The sequence below is a fragment of the Streptomyces sp. NPDC002790 genome (assembly GCF_040295505.1).
Taxonomy (GTDB): Bacteria; Actinomycetota; Actinomycetes; order Streptomycetales; family Streptomycetaceae; genus Streptomyces.
The window spans coordinates 1-15900 of sequence record NZ_JBEOVM010000081.1 but is presented as its reverse complement, the minus strand read 5'-3'; the positions used below and the strand labels follow the sequence as shown (position 1 = coordinate 15900).

Annotated in this window: 14 protein-coding genes, 1 pseudogene and 1 riboswitch; of the genes and pseudogenes, 11 read left to right on the top strand and 4 right to left on the bottom strand. The window is 70.5% G+C overall.

Annotated features, from left to right (window positions below):
* Window positions 1-55: 55 nt before the first annotated feature.
* The 5 genes from qcrC to ABT004_RS27095 all read left to right on the top strand — a co-directional run bounded on the left by qcrC (window position 56) and on the right by ABT004_RS27095 (window position 6538).
* On the top strand, window positions 56-865 hold the full coding sequence (qcrC, locus tag ABT004_RS27115; RefSeq protein WP_351341894.1) for a cytochrome bc1 complex diheme cytochrome c subunit: 810 nt from the start codon (window positions 56-58) through the stop codon (window positions 863-865).
* Window positions 862-1917, top strand: coding sequence for a cytochrome bc1 complex Rieske iron-sulfur subunit (gene qcrA, locus ABT004_RS27110; RefSeq protein ID WP_351341892.1), 1056 nt, complete (start codon window positions 862-864; stop codon window positions 1915-1917). The genes qcrC and qcrA overlap by 4 nt, the downstream gene beginning before the upstream one ends.
* On the top strand, window positions 1914-3554 hold the full coding sequence (gene qcrB, locus ABT004_RS27105) for a cytochrome bc1 complex cytochrome b subunit (protein WP_351341890.1): 1641 nt from the start codon (window positions 1914-1916) through the stop codon (window positions 3552-3554). The genes qcrA and qcrB overlap by 4 nt, the downstream gene beginning before the upstream one ends.
* Window positions 3555-3687: 133 nt before the next feature.
* A complete protein-coding gene (gene trpD / locus ABT004_RS27100) occupies window positions 3688-4752 on the top strand; it encodes an anthranilate phosphoribosyltransferase (protein ID WP_351341888.1) in 1065 nt (354 codons plus the stop codon).
* 74 nt (window positions 4753-4826) lie between these two features.
* A riboswitch (SAM riboswitch) is annotated at window positions 4827-4943 on the top strand.
* 179 nt (window positions 4944-5122) lie between these two features.
* Window positions 5123-6538 carry an aminotransferase class V-fold PLP-dependent enzyme gene (locus tag ABT004_RS27095; RefSeq protein ID WP_351341886.1) on the top strand — a complete coding sequence of 472 codons (1416 nt, stop codon included), beginning with the start codon at window positions 5123-5125 and terminating at the stop codon, window positions 6536-6538.
* Between the two features lie 73 nt (window positions 6539-6611).
* Here ABT004_RS27095 and ABT004_RS27090 read toward each other — a convergent pair whose 3' ends face one another.
* On the bottom strand, window positions 6612-6893 hold the full coding sequence (locus ABT004_RS27090) for an Lrp/AsnC family transcriptional regulator (protein ID WP_351341884.1): 282 nt from the start codon (window positions 6891-6893) through the stop codon (window positions 6612-6614).
* Window positions 6890-7633: a rhomboid family intramembrane serine protease gene (locus ABT004_RS27085; RefSeq protein ID WP_351341882.1), complete on the bottom strand. Its 744-nt coding sequence runs from the start codon at window positions 7631-7633 to the stop codon at window positions 6890-6892. Before ABT004_RS27085 ends, ABT004_RS27090 begins: the two co-directional genes overlap by 4 nt.
* Window positions 7634-7745: 112 nt before the next feature.
* Here ABT004_RS27085 and ABT004_RS27080 point away from each other — a divergent pair, with 112 nt between their 5' ends.
* The 5 genes from ABT004_RS27080 (at window position 7746) to ABT004_RS27060 (ending at window position 13192) form a co-directional block, all read left to right on the top strand.
* Entirely contained in the window at window positions 7746-7985 is a 240-nt protein-coding gene (locus ABT004_RS27080) for a hypothetical protein (protein WP_009309707.1), read from the top strand.
* Between the two features lie 32 nt (window positions 7986-8017).
* On the top strand, window positions 8018-9370 hold the full coding sequence (locus ABT004_RS27075; RefSeq protein WP_351341880.1) for an NYN domain-containing protein: 1353 nt from the start codon (window positions 8018-8020) through the stop codon (window positions 9368-9370).
* Between the two features lie 301 nt (window positions 9371-9671).
* Window positions 9672-10697: a C40 family peptidase gene (locus tag ABT004_RS27070; protein ID WP_351341878.1), complete on the top strand. Its 1026-nt coding sequence runs from the start codon at window positions 9672-9674 to the stop codon at window positions 10695-10697.
* 213 nt (window positions 10698-10910) lie between these two features.
* Window positions 10911-11942 (top strand): C40 family peptidase, encoded by a 1032-nt coding sequence (locus ABT004_RS27065; RefSeq protein ID WP_351341876.1) that lies wholly within the window; start codon window positions 10911-10913, stop codon window positions 11940-11942.
* A gap of 35 nt (window positions 11943-11977) precedes the next feature.
* On the top strand, window positions 11978-13192 hold the full coding sequence (locus tag ABT004_RS27060; RefSeq protein WP_351341874.1) for a hypothetical protein: 1215 nt from the start codon (window positions 11978-11980) through the stop codon (window positions 13190-13192).
* A gap of 7 nt (window positions 13193-13199) precedes the next feature.
* On the opposite strand, the gene ABT004_RS27055 is transcribed toward ABT004_RS27060, so the two are convergent.
* Complete coding sequence (locus ABT004_RS27055) at window positions 13200-14441, bottom strand: glycosyltransferase 87 family protein (protein ID WP_351341872.1); 1242 nt, start codon at window positions 14439-14441, stop codon at window positions 13200-13202.
* 92 nt (window positions 14442-14533) lie between these two features.
* Here ABT004_RS27055 and ABT004_RS27050 point away from each other — a divergent pair, with 92 nt between their 5' ends.
* Window positions 14534-15685, top strand: a complete 1152-nt coding sequence (locus ABT004_RS27050; RefSeq protein ID WP_351341870.1) for a glycosyltransferase family 4 protein — start codon at window positions 14534-14536, stop codon at window positions 15683-15685.
* An 84-nt stretch (window positions 15686-15769) separates the two neighbouring features.
* On the opposite strand, the pseudogene ABT004_RS27045 reads toward ABT004_RS27050, so the two are convergent.
* Window positions 15770-15900 (bottom strand): annotated as a pseudogene (locus ABT004_RS27045) (Rrf2 family transcriptional regulator); the annotation flags it as partial.

Sequence of the window (15900 nt, the reverse complement as noted above, 5' to 3'; positions counted from 1 at the left end):
TACCCGACACATTTCCGCAGCACCGACGCAGAAGATCCTGACACCGGGGTAATCCGTGAAAAAGCTCTCCGCACGACGACGCCATCCGCTGGCGGCGGTCGTCGTCCTACTCCTCGCGCTGGCGGCCACCGGGGGGCTGTACGCCGCGTTCGCGCCGGCGGACAAGGCGCAGGCCGATGAAACCTCCCAGTCCCTCGCCATCGACGAGGGCAAGAAGCTCTTCTCCGTAGGCTGCGCCAGCTGCCACGGAACCGGCGGTCAGGGCACGTCCGACGGGCCGAGCCTCGTGGGCGTCGGCTCCGCCGCCGTCGACTTCCAGGTCGGTACCGGCCGGATGCCGGCCCAGCAGCCTGGCGCGCAGGTCCCGAAGAAGAAGGTCATCTACTCGCAGGCCGAGATCGACCAGCTCGCGGCGTACGTCGCGTCGCTGGGTGCCGGTCCGGTCACGCCGACCGACAAGGACTACAGCGCCAACGGAGCGGACATCGCCAAGGGTGGCGAGCTGTTCCGCACCAACTGCGCCCAGTGCCACAACTTCACCGGTGAGGGTGGCGCACTGACACACGGCAAGTTCGCACCGAGCCTTGAGGGTGTCGCCCCGAAGCACATCTTCGAGGCCATGCAGACGGGCCCGCAGAACATGCCGTCGTTCCCGGACACGACGATGACCAAGCAGAACAAGCAGGACATCATCGCGTACCTCGACGCGGTCAACGGTGACAACTCCGAAAGCCCCGGCGGACTCAAGCTGGGCGGGCTCGGCCCGGTCAGTGAGGGCCTGTTCGCCTGGATCTTCGGGCTTGGCGGTCTGATCGCCGTCGCCATCTGGGTTGCCGCTCGGACCGCAAAGGCCAAGAAGTCATGAGTAGCCAAGACATTCCAGAAGAGAACCTGCCCACTGAGCAGGCAGCCGAGGAGCACGGCTCGGTCGCGGTGAAGGACGAGCCCTTCGCCGACCCGGGTCTGCCGCCCCACGAGCACCGGGTCCAGGACATCGACGAGCGGGCCGCCAAGCGGTCCGAGCGCGTCGTTGCCTTCCTGTTCACGGTGTCGATGCTGGCCACCATCGGCTTCATCGCCTCGTACGTCACCATCGACGTCGATACGAGCGTCTACATCTTCCCGCTGGGTCACATCAGCGCGCTGAACTTCGCGCTGGGTACGACTCTCGGTGTGGCGCTGTTCTGCATCGGCGCGGGCGCGGTCCACTGGGCCCGCACCCTGATGTCCGACGTCGAGGTCGCTTCCGAGCGGCACCCGATCGAGGCCGAGCCCGAGGTTCGGGCGCAGGTCATGTCGGACTTCGCCGACGGTGCCCGCGAGTCGCAGTTCGGCCGGCGCAAGCTGATCCGCAACACCCTGTTCGGCGCGCTGGCACTGGTGCCCCTTTCCGGTGTGGTGCTGCTTCGTGACCTCGGGCCGCTGCCCGAGAAGAAGCTGCGCACCACGTCGTGGAAGAAGGGTCTGACCCTCGTCAACATGAACACGAACGAGCCGCTGCGTCCTTCGGACATCGCGGTCGGCTCGCTCACCTTCGCCAAGCCCGAGGGCCTGGAGGAGCACGACGAGGACTTCCAGACGAACATCGCCAAGGACGCCCTGATGCTCGTCCGGATCCAGCCGGAGAACATCAAGGACAAGCAGGAACTCGAGTGGTCCCACGAGGGCATCGTGGCCTACTCGAAGATCTGCACCCACGTGGGTTGTCCGATCTCGCTGTACGAGCAGCAGACGCACCACGCTCTGTGCCCGTGCCACCAGTCCACCTTCGACCTCTCCGACGGCGCCCGGGTGATCTTCGGTCCTGCCGGTCACGCGCTGCCGCAGCTGCGCATCGGCGTCAACGCCGAGGGTCACCTCGAGGCGAAGAGCGAATTCGCTGAGCCCGTCGGCCCTGCCTTCTGGGAGCGCGGATGAGTACTACGACCACGAACGACGCGCCTGCGCGCGAGAAGGCACCGGCCGGCGAGCGTGTAGCCGACTGGGCCGACGGACGTCTGGGGATCTACTCCCTGGCCAAGTCCAACATGCGCAAGATCTTTCCGGACCACTGGTCCTTCATGCTCGGCGAGATCTGCATGTACAGCTTCATCATCATCATCCTCACGGGTGTGTATCTGACGCTGTTCTTCCACCCGTCGATGAACGAGGTCACCTACGACGGCAGCTACGTCCCGCTCCAGGGGCAGCTGATGTCGGAGGCCTTCAACTCGACGATGCACATCTCCTTCGATGTGCGCGGTGGCCTGCTGATCCGTCAGATCCACCACTGGGCCGCGCTGATCTTCCTCGCGGGCATGTTCGTGCACATGATGCGCGTGTTCTTCACGGGTGCGTTCCGCAAGCCGCGTGAGGTCAACTGGCTGTTCGGCTTCCTGCTGTTCGTCCTGGGCATGTTCACCGGCTTCACCGGTTACTCGCTCCCGGACGACCTGCTCTCCGGCACCGGTGTCCGCTTCATGGAGGGCGCGATCCTGTCCGTGCCGATCGTCGGCACGTACATGTCGTTCTTCCTCTTCGGTGGCGAGTTCCCGGGCGGCGACTTCGTCGCACGGTTCTACTCGATCCACATCCTGCTGTTGCCGGGCATCATGCTCGGCCTGATGGCGGCGCACCTGATCCTGGTCTTCTACCACAAGCACACGCAGTTCGCGGGTGCCGGAAAGACCAACAAGAACGTCGTCGGCATGCCGCTGCTCCCGGTCTACATGGCCAAGGCGGGTGGCTTCTTCTTCCTGGTCTTCGGCGTCATCGCGGTGATCGCCGCGATCGCGACGATCAACCCGATCTGGGCCATCGGTCCGTACCGGCCGGACCAGGTGTCCACCGGTGCCCAGCCCGACTGGTACATGGGCTTCTCCGAGGGCCTGATCCGTGTGATGCCTGGCTGGGAGATCGACTTCTGGGGTCATACGCTCGTCCTGGGCGTGGCCATCCCACTGGTGGTCGTCTTCCCGCTGGTCCTGGTCGCGATCGCGGTCTACCCGTTCATCGAGTCCTGGGTCACCGGCGACAAGCGCGAGCACCACATCCTGGACCGCCCGCGCAACGCTCCGACGCGTACGGCCTTCGGCGTCGCGTGGATCACCTGGTACATGGTGCTGCTCATCGGTGGTGGAAACGACCTCTGGGCCACGCACTTCCACCTGTCGATCAACGCCATCACCTGGTTCGTCCGGATCGCGTTCTTCGTCGGACCGGTCATCGCCTTCATCATCACCAAGCGCATCTGTCTCGGCCTCCAGCGCCGCGACAAGGACAAGGTGCTGCACGGACGCGAGTCCGGCATCATCAAGCGCCTGCCGCACGGTGAGTTCGTCGAGGTGCACGAGCCGCTCGACCAGGAGGCGCTGCACACGCTCACGGCGCACGAGCAGTACCAGCCGGCCGAGATCGGCCCGACGGTCGACGAGAACGGTGTCGAGCGCAAGGTCTCGCGGCTGCAGAAGCTGCGCGGCAAGCTCTCGCGCGGTTACTACGGGGAGAACAACCAGATCCCGAAGCCGACCGCCGAGGAGTACAAGGAGATCACCAGCGGCCACGGCCATCACTGATCTCTGATTCGTCGCTGCAAGCCACCGCGAGAGCCCTCGTCCAGTGCCTGGACGGGGGCTCTTCGCGGTCCCGGGACCTGGATAGGGTGGGACCGCAGCACCTTTCAACCCACAGATGCACACAGGAGCGGCCATGAGCGCTTTGAACCCCGCTGGAGGCAACACCTCGGCGGACCGTTCCTGGCCCGCCGTCCTGAACGGCCTGCTGGAGGGCCGCGACCAGAGCGCCGACGACACCGCCTGGGCGATGGACCGGATCATGCGGGGCGAGGCCACCGACGCGCAGATCGCCGGGTTCGCGGTGGCGCTGCGCGCCAAGGGCGAGACCGTGCAGGAGATCTCCGGTCTCGTACGCGGCATGTACGAGCACGCCAACGTGATCGACGTGCCCGGCGAGACCGTCGACATCGTCGGCACCGGCGGGGACGGCGCGAAGACGGTCAACATCTCCACCATGGCGGCGATCGTCATCGCGGGCGCCGGCGCCAAGGTCGTCAAGCACGGCAACCGTGCCGCCTCCTCGGCCTCCGGCTCCTCCGACGTACTGGAGAAGCTGGGCGTCAATCTCGACCTGGCGCCGAAGCGGGTGCCCGAGGTCGCGGAGGAAGCCGGCATCACGTTCTGCTTCGCCATAAAGTTCCACCCCGCGCTGCGCTACGCGGGCGCCGCGCGCGGCCAGCTCGGCATCCGCACGGTCTTCAACCTGCTGGGCCCGCTGACCAACCCGGCCAAGGTGAAGGCGCAGGCCGTCGGCGTCGCCGATGCCCGGATGGCGCCGATCGTGGCCGGGGTCTTCGCCGAGCGCGGCAACTCGTCCCTGGTGTTCCGCGGCGACGACGGGCTCGACGAGCTGACCACCACCGGGACCTCGCGCGTGTGGATGGTCCGGGACGGCGCCGTGCGCGAGGAGTCCTTCGACCCGCGCGACGTCGGCATCGACACCGTGCCCATCGAGGCGCTGCGCGGCGGCGACCCCTCGTACAACGCGGAGGTCGCCCGGCGCCTCCTCGACGGCGAGCGGGGGCCCGTGCGCGACGCGGTGCTGCTGAACGCGGCGGCGGCCCTGGTGGCCGTGCGGCCCGGCGGGGGCACGCTCGTCGAGCAGATCCGGGCCGGCATGGACCGGGCCGCCGAATCGATCGACTCCGGCGCGGCGAAGTCCGCCCTGGAGCGGTGGGTGGCGGCCAGCAACAGGTGAGTGTGGCGCCCACCGCGGTCCGGCATCCGGACTGCGGTGGGCACCGGCAGGATCGTGTGGCAAGATGCTGCGCAGGTCATGAGTGACAGCGATTAAGCCCCGGCTCGCTGTCCGGCAACCCTCCGTCCGTGGCGGGGTGCCCCGGGTGAAGACCAGGCCGTGGACAGCAAGGTCCATGGCAAGCGCGGACCCCTGCGAACAACCCTGGGGTCCTGGTCCTCAAGGGAGCAGTCTCGTGAGCAAGCGAATGCGATAGGGCGTTCCGGCCCCGCCTCCGCCCACCCGTTTCACTCTTCTTTCCCTGCGGTCGAGCTCTGTCGTACAGCGCTCCCGCATGGTCAATTCGCTGATCGCGCCAGGGAGTTCACCCATGTCTGTTTCCGTCGACGCCGCCGCCTGCACCGAGACCCCTGCCGAGACCGCGGCCCCGCTCGCGGTCCTCGGCCGGGACGTCACCGTGCCGCTCGTCACCGGTGGCGAAGTCACGTACGCCGCACTCGACTACGCGGCCAGCGCGCCCGCCCTGCAGCGGGTGTGGGACGACGTCGCCGCCTACGCGCCGTACTACGGGAGCGTGCACCGCGGCGCCGGGTACCTGTCGCAGCTGTCCACCGACCTGTTCGAGAACTCCCGGGTCGCCGTCGCCGAGTTCCTCGGCTGCCGCGAGGACGACCAGGTCGTCTTCACCCGCTCGACCACCGACTCGCTGAACCTGCTCGCCGCCGCGCTGCCCGCCGACTGTGAGGTGTTCGTCTTCGAGACCGAGCACCACGCCTCGCTGCTGCCGTGGCGCGACGCGCGGGTCACGTACCTCAACGCCCCTCGTACGCCCGGCGAGGCCGTCGCCACTCTGGAGCGGGCCCTCGCCGACCGTGATCCTTCCCCAAGCTCTCAACTTCGTTCGAGCAGGGGAGGCCCCATTGGTTCGGCGCTCGTCTGCGTCACCGGTGCCTCGAACGTCACCGGTGAGCTCTGGCCGGTGCGCGAGCTCGCGGCGGCGGCTCACGCGCACGGTGCCCGCATCGTGCTCGACGCCGCGCAGCTCGCGCCCCACCACCCCGTATCCGTACGGGAGTTGGATGTCGACTGGGTCGCCTTCTCCGGGCACAAGCTGTACGCGCCCTTCGGTTCGGGCGTGCTCGCGGGCCGCTCCGACTGGCTGACGGAGGCCGAGCCGTACCTCGCGGGCGGTGGCGCGTCCAAGAAGGTCGCGCGGCGCGCCGACGGCGGCGTGGACGTCGAGTGGCACGCCACCGCCGCCCGTCACGAGGCCGGTTCGCCGAACGTCATCGGCGTGTACTCCATCGCCTCCGCCTGCAAGGCGCTGACCGAGGCCGGGTTCGACAACCTCGTCGCCCGCGAGCAGTACCTGATCCGCAAGGTCCAGGAGGGGCTCGCGGCCGTGCCCGAGGTGAAGGTGCTGTCCCTGTTCGGGGACGACGCGCCGCGCGTGGGCGTCCTCTCGTTCGTCGTGGACGGCTGGAACTCCTCGCACTTCGCCGCCGCGCTCTCCGCCGAGTACGGGATCGGTGTGCGCGACGGCCTGTTCTGCGCCCACCCGCTGGTGCGCACGCTGCTCGGCTCCGACCCGCAGCAGCAGGGCGAGTGCGGCGCCCCGGAGGCCGCGCCGGGCGAGAAGTCCCTCAACGCCATCCGCGTCAGCTTCGGCGCCGGGACGCCCGACGAGCACGTGGAGCGCTTCGTGACCGCCGTGACGGAGCTCGTGCGGGACGGCGCGAAGTGGAACTACCGCACTGAGGACGGGCGTTGCGTCCCGGCGGTCTGACCCGCCGTACGGCACTGACGACATGAGAAAGGCCGCCCCTCGGGGCGGCCTTCGTCGTGCGTGCTGTGTGCGCTCAGGAGTCCAGGCCGATGGCGAACGCCGCCTCCAGGTCGTGCTGCGAGTACGTACGGAACGCGACGTGCGTGTCCGTGCCCTCGACGCCCTGGATCTTGCTGATCTTCCCGGGGATGACATCCGCCAGGTCGTCGTGCCGGGCGACGCGGACCATGGCGATCAGGTCGTAGGTGCCGGTCACGGAGAAGACCTCGCTGACACTGTCCAGGGCCGCGATCGACTCGGCGATCTCGGGGATCCGGTCCACGCTGGTCTTGATGAGCACGATCGCGGTGATCACGGCTGGCTGTCTCCCTCGGTGGCCGTGGCATGGGTCGGCTCAACTGTAGCCCGCCCCCGATACCGCACCCACGCCCACAGGAACCCGACGGAGAACCCGACCAGGTGCGCCAGATACGCCACTCCCGGCCCCTGGCTGACCTGCCCCGCTGCCACCCACTGCAGTGCCACCCAGAACGGCAGCACCACCCATGCAGGGAACCGCAGCGGCAGGAAGAGGAGAAAGGGGAAGAGGCTCGTCACGCGGGCCCCGGGGAACAGGTAGAGGAACGCGCCGAGGACCGCCGAGATCGCCCCCGACGCGCCGACCAGGCTCTGGTCGGAATCGGCGTGCGCGACCGTGTACCCGAGCAGCGCCAGATAGCCGCTGACCCCGTAGAACAGGGCGTACGAGAGGCGGCCCATGCGTTCCTCGACCATGGCCCCGAACACGTAGAGGAAGAGCATGTTGCCCAGCAGGTGCAGCCAGCTGCCGTGCACGAACAGGGCCGTGAGAGGGGTGAGCAGGGCCCGCGCCGAACCGTCGAACAGCTCGCCGGGGACCACGCCCCAGCGCTCGAAGTAGGCACTCTGCGCGGCGAGCAGCTGGTCGCCGGTGCCGTAGCCGGGGTTCAGGCCCGAGGCGGGGGACAGCACGAAGACCACACAGCAGACCGCGATGATGCTGTACGTGACCGGAGCCGGGTGACCTCTGAGGAATGCGGTCAGCCTGTCGATCGCGGAGCGCCCATTGCCGATCATGGACAGAGCATGACGCAAGGCGGGGAGCGGGCGGCGTACGGCAGGCCGTAGGGTTACGGGCAATAAAGCAGCACCACGCAATCCGTATGCATCCGGAAGAAGGCACCACTCGATGACGGTTCCCCTGCCGACCGCCACCACCCGCTGGCGCTGCACCCTGTGCGGCAACCTGACGCGGTTCGACGTCACGCGGTCCTCGAAGGTCGTCGAGTACGTCCACCTGGACCTGGCCGGTGAGCCGAAGGTGGAGGAGCGCGAGGTGGTCAGTGAGACCATCGAGTCGGTGCGCTGCCGGTGGTGCAACGCGGTGGATCAGGTGGAACTGGTGGACAGGCCGGGCGCCGACTCCTGAGGAGCGGCTCCACAGCGACATTGGGGTGACGGATGGTGGAGAGCACAGGCGGGGAGGCCGGGGAGGGCGGCGCCGCCGAGGTGCTCGACCGCCCGCTGCCCGAGGGGGTACGACGACGGGTCGTGCAGATCGCGTCGGACGGCTTCGGCGGTCTGACGGTGGGTGAACTCCCGTCCCAGTTGCGGCAGTATGCCCGCTTCGCCCCGACCCGGCGGATGAAGTTCGCCGGCAACGCCATGGCCGCGGCCCTGGAGAGCGACCCGCTGTTCCGGCAGCGCATCGGGGAGCGCCTGCGGGAGGCGCAGTCCGAGCTGGCGGCCGCCCTGGAGGCGGGATCCCCGCCACCCGCGGCCGATCCGCTGGATGTGGCGGCGGCCGCGTATGTGCTGCGGCCCGTCGGCTGGGTGAAGCTCGTCGCCGCCGCGGGCGAGGACGCCGAGCGGGCCGACGCCGAGCGGGCCGACGACGAGACCCGTGCCGAACTCGAGCGGCTGCGCGCCGAGCTGGCCGAGGCCCGGGCCCACACCAAGACCGAGACGGAGCGGCTGCGCGCCGAGTCCGACGCCGCCAAGCGCGAGGTCGCCTCCGTGGAGCGCAAGCTGCGGGCCGCGCTCAGCGACGTGAAGCGCGGCGAGGCCGCCGTGCGCAAGGCGAGGGCCGAGACCGACGTGGTGCGCGCCGAGGGGCAGGCCCAGGTATCGGCGGCGGAGAGCGAGACGCGCCGGCTCAAGTCGCGGCTCGGCGAGGCCGAGTCGGCCCTCGAGTCCTCCCGCCGGGCGGCCCGCGAGGGGCGCAGCGTCGAGGACATGCGGGTGCGGCTGCTCCTGGACACGGTCCTGGACGCGGCCCAGGGGCTGCGCAGGGAGCTCGCGCTGCCGCCGGTGTCCGCGCGGCCCGCCGACTCCGTGGACGCCGTGGAGCCGGGCCGGATGACGCCGAAGGACATCGCGGCCCGCGCCCTGCACGAGCACGACCCGGCGATCCTCGACCAGTTGCTGGCGCTGCCGCAGGCGCACCTCGTCGTCGACGGGTACAACGTCACGAAGACCGGCTATCCGACGATGCCCCTGGAGAAGCAGCGGCTGCGCCTGCTCGGCTCGCTGTCGCAGCTCGCGGCCCAGACGGGCGCGGAGGTGACGTGCGTCTTCGACGGGGCCGAACTCGCCGCGCCCGTACTGCTCGCGCCACCGCGCGGGGTGCGGGTGCTGTTCTCCAAGCCGGGGGTCACGGCGGACGAGCTGATCCGCCAGCTCGTGCGCGCCGAACCGTCGGGGCGCCCCGTCATCGTCGTGTCGACCGACCGGGAGGTCGCGGACGGCATCGCGAAGGCGGGGGCGCGCCCCGTCGCCTCCGTGGTGCTCCTTAAACGGCTCTCGCACAACTGACGTTCCCCCAAAAGAGGTTCCGAGTTACTTAAGTCACACGCGCAACATCCGTGTCGAATGCCCGAATTGGCGAAACCTTCACGCAACGTAGCGTCAAGCGGACATCACTGCATGTGAGTTGAGTGCAAAGAATGCAGCGAGTGACTGAGTTTTTTCTCTGAGGGATTTGAACTGATCACGAAGAGGTCACTAAGGTCGGCTCGAACCTCCGCTCGGGTGATCACCTATAAGGGGTGACGGTGGAGGGGCACCGCCCGCCGGCGCATCGGTAGGCGGCTGGAGGAAGAAGGAGCTCGCCTTCGTGGCGTCCCACCGTCGACCCAAGCAGCCGAGCCGCACCCGCGTGACCGTGCTCACCGCGACCGCAGCCGCTGCCGTGGCCCTTACCTCTCAGGCCGCCAGTGCAGCACCCAAGCCCAGCAGGAGCGAAGTCAAGGACAAGGTCGACAAGCTCTACGAAGAGGCCGGTGTGGCGACCGACCACTACAACGGGGCCAAGGAGAAGCAGAAGAAGCTCGAGTCGGAGATCGGTGATCTCCAGGACAAGGTCGCCCGCGGGCAGGACGACCTGAACGAGCTGCGCTCCGGCCTCGGCACGCTCGCGGGACAGCAGTACCGCTCCGGCGGCATCGACCCCTCGGTCCAGCTCTTCCTCTCCTCCGACCCGGACAGCTACCTCGACAAGGCCTCGACGCTGGACTCGCTCAGCGCCCAGCAGCTCGAGTCGCTCAAGAAGGTCCAGGAGAAGCAGCGCACGCTCGCCCAGGAGCGCGCAGAGGCCTCCCAGAAGCTCAAGGACCTCGCCGACACGCGCACCGAGCTCGGCAAGAAGAAGGACCAGGTCCAGGACAAGCTCGCGGAGGCCCGCAAGCTGCTCAACACGCTGACCGCCGAGCAGCGCGCCAAGATGGCCGCCGAGCAGCAGCGCGCAAGCCGCGACTCCGCCAGCCGCGTCGACCTCGGTGACGCGCTGCCCGCCTCGGGCCGCGCCTCCGCCGCCCTGTCCGCGGCCGCCAGCCAGATCGGCAAGCCGTACGTCTCCGGCGGTTCGGGCCCCAACTCCTACGACTGCTCGGGCCTGACCCAGTGGGCGTACAACCAGGCCGGTGTCTCCATAACCCGGACCACGTACACGCAGATCGGAGAGGGCAGCGAGGTGGCCAGGAGCCAGCTCAAGCCCGGCGACCTGGTCTTCTTCAACAACACCGAGCACGTGGGCCTGTACGCGGGCAACGGCCAGGTGCTGCATGCCCCGCACCCCGGTGCCAGCGTGCGCTACGAGTCGATGGACACGGTCGGCCCCTACCAGACGGCCCGCCGCATCTGACCCCTCTCAACGTGCCCTGGAAACGCGCCCGTTCGGGCGAATTCCAGAGACCCGCGCTGACCCCCGCGCCCCGCCCATGACCTGCGTCAGAGGCGGGGTGCCGCGCTGTGTGGCCCCTGAACGGTCTTTGGTCAGGGGGTAATCGCCCGACTACTGTCGGCGCGCATTCCCCCGATCACGGGGGTCCGTCAGCGGAAGGGGGAGCGGCAACCCGTGGGTTCTCATCGCCGTATCTCGCATGCTCGGCACTCGGGGCTCGACCGCAGTACGCGCGCGGCTGTTCTGACCGTGGCCGCCGCCTCCGCGGCGGCGGCCCTCGGCGCCGCCCCCGCGGGCGCCGCGCCGCAGGACAGGCCCGCGGGCAAGGCCGCGGTGGACCGCCTGTACGAGCAGGCCGAGAAGGCCACCGAGGCGTTCAACCGGGCCGACGAGCGCGCGGACAAGCTCCGCAAGGAACTCGCCGACACCCAGGACCAGGTGGCCCGCGGGCAGGAGCGGATCAACGCGATGCGGCGCGCGCTCGGCGTGGTGGCCGGCGCCCAGTACCGCTCCGGCGGCATGGACCCCGCGCTCGCCCTGATGCTCTCCTCCGACCCGGACGGCTACCTCGACAAGGCGGGCACGCTCGACCGGATCGGCGCGCGGAACGCGGGCGAGCTCGTCGAACTGCGGGGCGCCCAGCGCGATCTGGACCAGCGCAGGGCCGAGGCGCGGACCGAGCTCGCCGAACTGGAGGCCAGCCGCAAGGCCGTCCGGCAGCACAAGCGGACCGTGGAGAAGAAGCTGGCCAAGGCGCGGCAGCTGCTCAACGCGATGCCGGGCGGGGAGCGGGCCGCGTACGACCGGGCCGTGCGCGGCGAGCTCCGCCCCGACCTGGCCGGTGCGGGCGCCGCCTCCTCCGCACGCGCGGCCGCCGCGCTCGCCGCCGCCAAGTCGGCGCTCGGCAAGCCGTACATCTGGGGCGCGACGGGCCCCTCCGGCTTCGACTGCTCGGGCCTGATGCAGTGGTCGTACGGGCAGGCGGGCGTCGGCCTGCCGCGCACCTCGCAGGCGCAGCGGTACGCGGGCCGCCAGGTCCCGGTGGACCAGGCGCAGCCCGGCGACCTCGTGGCGTACGGCTCCGACGCCCACCACATCGGCATCTACGCCGGCAACGGCCAGGTGATCCACGCGCCGCACCCGGGCGCCCCGGTGCGCTACGACCCGGTCGGCATGATGCCCGTCTCGTCCGTGACCCGCGTCTGACGCCTCCCCGGGGACTTCGCCGTACGATCGACAAGATGGCTGGTCGACGGCGTGCGATGGGCAGGGCGGGGAGTGCGGCGGCACTGGGCGCCCTGCTCGTCGGGCTTTCCGCACTCTCCGGGTGCGGTGGGGACGAGGGGCCGAAGGGCGCGGACGCGTCCGCCGTGCAGCGGGTCCTCGACCAGCGGGCGCACGCCGTCGTCACCCGGGACGGGCCCGCGTACCGGTCGACGGGCAGCGCGGAGCCGGGCCTGCTCGACGACCTCTCCGAGGTCCCGCTCGACTCCTGGCAGTACAAGCTCACCCACCTGGAGCGCGCCGGATCGCGCGCCACCGCCACCGCCGAACTGCGCTACCGGGTCGACGGCTACGACAAGGCGCCCGTGGTCGCCGAGCGCAGGCTGACGCTGGGCCACGGCGACGACGGCTGGTACGTCACCGGGGACCGGCCCGGGAAGAAGGCCGGCGAGCAGCTGTGGGAGCAGGGGCCCGTGACCGCGGTGAAGGGCGCGCACAGCCTGGTGCTCGGGGTCGGCAAACCACGCTCCGAACTGCGCTCGTACGCGAAGCTCGCCGACGAGGCCGTGCCCTCGGTGCGGCGGGCGTGGGGCGACGACTGGGCGCGCCGGGTCGTCGTCCTGGTGCCCGAATCCCTCGACGAGATGGGCGAGTTGCTGGGCGCGCCCGCCGCCGGCTACCAGGGGATCGCGGCCGTCACGACGGGCGAGGTGGGAAGTCCCCGGACGGCGCCCGCGGACCGGGTGATCCTCAACCCCGAGGCGTACGGCGTGCTCGGTGAAGTCGGCAAGCAGGTCGTCCTCACCCACGAGACCGCCCACGTCGCCACCCGCCGCGCGACGTCCGCCGCGACCCCGCTGTGGCTATCCGAGGGGTACGCGGACTGGGCCGGCTACCGCGAGAGCGACCGCACACCGGACCAGGCGGCTCCCGAGCTGCGCCGCGCGGTCCAGCAGAGCGCGGCGCCCGCCCGGCTCCCCGACGACAAGGACTTCGGCTTCTCCGGCGACTCCGCCAGGCTCGCCCGCGCGTACGAGAGCGGCTGGCTGGCCTGCCGGATGATCGAGGACCGCTGGGGCGAGGCGAAGCTCAACGCCTTCTACACGGCGGTCGGCGGCCACAAACAGCGCGCCGGGGCCGTCGACGGCGCGCTGCGGCAGGCCCTCGGCATCGACGAGCAGGAGTTCGTCGCGCAGTGGCGGGACTACGTGCGCTCGGAGCTGGGCTCCTAGCGGGCTCCTATCGGGCGGTGAGCGTGTCGTCGTGCGCGGCCTGGGCGGGGGCCGGGCCGGGGGCGGCGCGGCGGGGCTCGGTCACCGTGGCGCGCCACAGGCGGCGGCAGGCGCTGAGGGAAGCCACGACCAGCAGGCCGTTGCGTACGAAGAGGAGGGTGACGCCGAGCGGGTCGCTGGACACCACGTTCCCGAAGTACAGCGGGAACTCCAGGAACGTCACGAAGGTCGCCGCGAGCACGAGCCACACCGGCAGCGTCATCCGGCTGTCGCGGAACAGCAGGCAGACGGCGGCCACACCCACCAGCCACACCATGTACTGCGGGCTGATCACCCGGCTCGTCGTCGTGAACAGCAGCACCGCCGTCAGGCCCGCGTCGGCGAGCGTCGCGGACTGCCAGGCGCGCGCCTTGAAGCGCCACAGCACCAGCCAGCCGAACGCGAGCGCCGTGAGCACCTGCGCCAGCGTGCTCACCACGTCCACGTGCGGGCCGAGGAACTCCATCGAGCCGTAGTTCAGCTGCACCGTGCCGTTCCAGCCGAACTGGCGCGCCACGTGGAAGACGAGGGCGCCGAGGGACTCCACCTCCGTGCCCCGGTCCTTCTGGAAGGCGAGGAAGCCGAGCGCGCCCGGCATCGCGACCGTGAAGGCGACGAGCAGCCCCGCGGCCGTCAGGACCGCCGTGCCCCACGTCTGCCGGGTGGCCCGGCCGCGCCGCGTGCCGAGCAGCAGCAGCGCGGGCCACACCTTGATCATCGCGCCGATCGCCGCGAAGACGCCCGCGGCCCTCGGGTGCCGGGCCGCCGCGAGCAGCGCCGCGATCGCGACGGCCGTCACCATCACGTCGTAGCGCGCGTAGACGGTATGGCCGAGCAGCGGCAGACCGACGACCCACACCCAGGTACCGCGCCGCGAGGCGCCCCGCCGTTCGGAGGCGTAGAGGAGCGTCAGCAGGACGACGGCGTCCGCCAGGAACGCGAGCAGGAAGAACGCGGCGGCGTACTCCAGGAAGGGCAGCAGGGCGGGGGAGAGGATCGCCATCGCGGCGGCCGGCGGGTACTGCCACGTCACGTCGTCCAGAGGGAACGTTCCGCTGCGCAGCACGTCGAACCAGCCCTGGTAGATCACGTGGACGTCGCTGGTGACATCGGGGCCCGGGACCACGATCACCTTGAAGACGCACAGCAGGAGCAGCGCCCGGGTCAGTACCCAGGTGACCAGGAGCCCGGCGGGCGTTCGCGACTTCATTCGAGACATGATGCCGGGAAGCCCTGTGGCCTGGCCATGGACCCCCGCGGCGCGGCGGTGCCCGCCGGAAGCGTTCGGTACTGTCGGCGGTGATGCGCCAGACACCGAAGACCCTGCTCGTGACCAACGACTTCCCGCCGCGCCCCGGCGGGATCCAGGCGTTCCTGCACAACATGGCGCTGCGCCTGGACCCGGAGCGGCTCGTCGTCTACGCCTCGACGTGGAAGCGCGGCCGGGAGGGCGTCGAGGCCACGGCGGCCTTCGACGCGGAGCAGCCGTTCACCGTGGTGCGCGACAACACGACGATGCTGCTGCCGACCCCGCGCGTGACGCGGCGCGCGGCGGGTCTCCTTCGGGCGCACGGCTGTACGTCGGTGTGGTTCGGGGCGGCGGCGCCGCTCGGCCTGATGGCGCCCGCGCTGCGCAGGGCCGGTGCGGAGCGGATCGTCGCGACGACGCACGGGCACGAGGCGGGGTGGGCCCAACTCCCCGCGTCCCGGCAGCTGTTGCGGCGGATCGGCGAGGGCACGGACACGATCACGTACCTCGGCGAGTACACGCGCTCGCGGATCGCGGCGGCGCTGACGCCGGGGGCGGCCTCGCGGATGGAGCAACTCCCGCCGGGGGTCGACGAGAAGACGTTCCACCCGGGTTCGGGTGGCGATGTGGTGCGGGCGCGGCTCGGCCTGACGGACCGCCCGGTCGTCGTCTGCGTCTCCCGCCTCGTCCCCCGCAAGGGCCAGGACACCTTGATCCTCGCCATGCCGAAGATCCTCGCGGCCGTGCCGGACGCGGTGCTGCTCATCGTGGGCGGCGGGCCGTACGAGAAGGACCTGCGGCGCCTCGCGCGGGAGACCGGGGTCGCGGACTCCGTGCGCTTCACGGGATCCGTGCCGTGGGAGGAGCTGCCCGCGCACTACGGGGCGGGGGACGTGTTCGCGATGCCGTGCCGTACGCGGCGGGGCGGGCTCGACGTGGAGGGCCTCGGGATCGTCTACCTGGAGGCCTCCGCGACCGGCCTCCCGGTCGTCTCCGGTGATTCCGGCGGGGCGCCGGACGCGGTGCTCGACGGCGAGACGGGCTGGGTCGTCCGCGGCGGCTCGGAAACGGAGGCCGCGGACCGCATCGTGACCCTCCTCCAGGACCCGGAGCTGCGCCGGAGGATGGGCGAGCGGGGCCGCGAATGGGTCGAGGAGAAGTGGCGCTGGGACCTTTTGGCCGAACGGTTGCGCGGGTTGCTGTAACTGGTGGGGTGCGGGTGGCCCCAGCCCCCGGCCCGACCCGGGCTCAGATGGGGATCTTGGTGATGTCAGGGCGCAACGGAGAGGCTAGCGGGGTGTCGCGAGTACGTCCCGGAGTACGTCCGCGAGCGTGACGCGGGCCAGTTCGTGTCTCAGGGTCTCCTCGATGCCCTCGTAGACGTTCTGCATCGCCGGCTGGATGCCGTGACCCACCACGC

Coding starts and splice junctions, on each gene's coding strand:
- ABT004_RS27080 (WP_009309707.1), top strand. CDS start 7,746: ATGACGGTTCCCCTGCCGACCGCCACCACCCGCTGGCGCTGCACCCTG.
- ABT004_RS27055 (WP_351341872.1), bottom strand. CDS start 14,441: ATGAAGTCGCGAACGCCCGCCGGGCTCCTGGTCACCTGGGTACTGACC.
- ABT004_RS27075 (WP_351341880.1), top strand. CDS start 8,018: ATGGTGGAGAGCACAGGCGGGGAGGCCGGGGAGGGCGGCGCCGCCGAG.
- ABT004_RS27060 (WP_351341874.1), top strand. CDS start 11,978: ATGGCTGGTCGACGGCGTGCGATGGGCAGGGCGGGGAGTGCGGCGGCA.
- ABT004_RS27095 (WP_351341886.1), top strand. CDS start 5,123: ATGTCTGTTTCCGTCGACGCCGCCGCCTGCACCGAGACCCCTGCCGAG.
- ABT004_RS27085 (WP_351341882.1), bottom strand. CDS start 7,633: ATGATCGGCAATGGGCGCTCCGCGATCGACAGGCTGACCGCATTCCTC.
- ABT004_RS27050 (WP_351341870.1), top strand. CDS start 14,534: ATGCGCCAGACACCGAAGACCCTGCTCGTGACCAACGACTTCCCGCCG.
- trpD (WP_351341888.1), top strand. CDS start 3,688: ATGAGCGCTTTGAACCCCGCTGGAGGCAACACCTCGGCGGACCGTTCC.
- qcrA (WP_351341892.1), top strand. CDS start 862: ATGAGTAGCCAAGACATTCCAGAAGAGAACCTGCCCACTGAGCAGGCA.
- qcrB (WP_351341890.1), top strand. CDS start 1,914: ATGAGTACTACGACCACGAACGACGCGCCTGCGCGCGAGAAGGCACCG.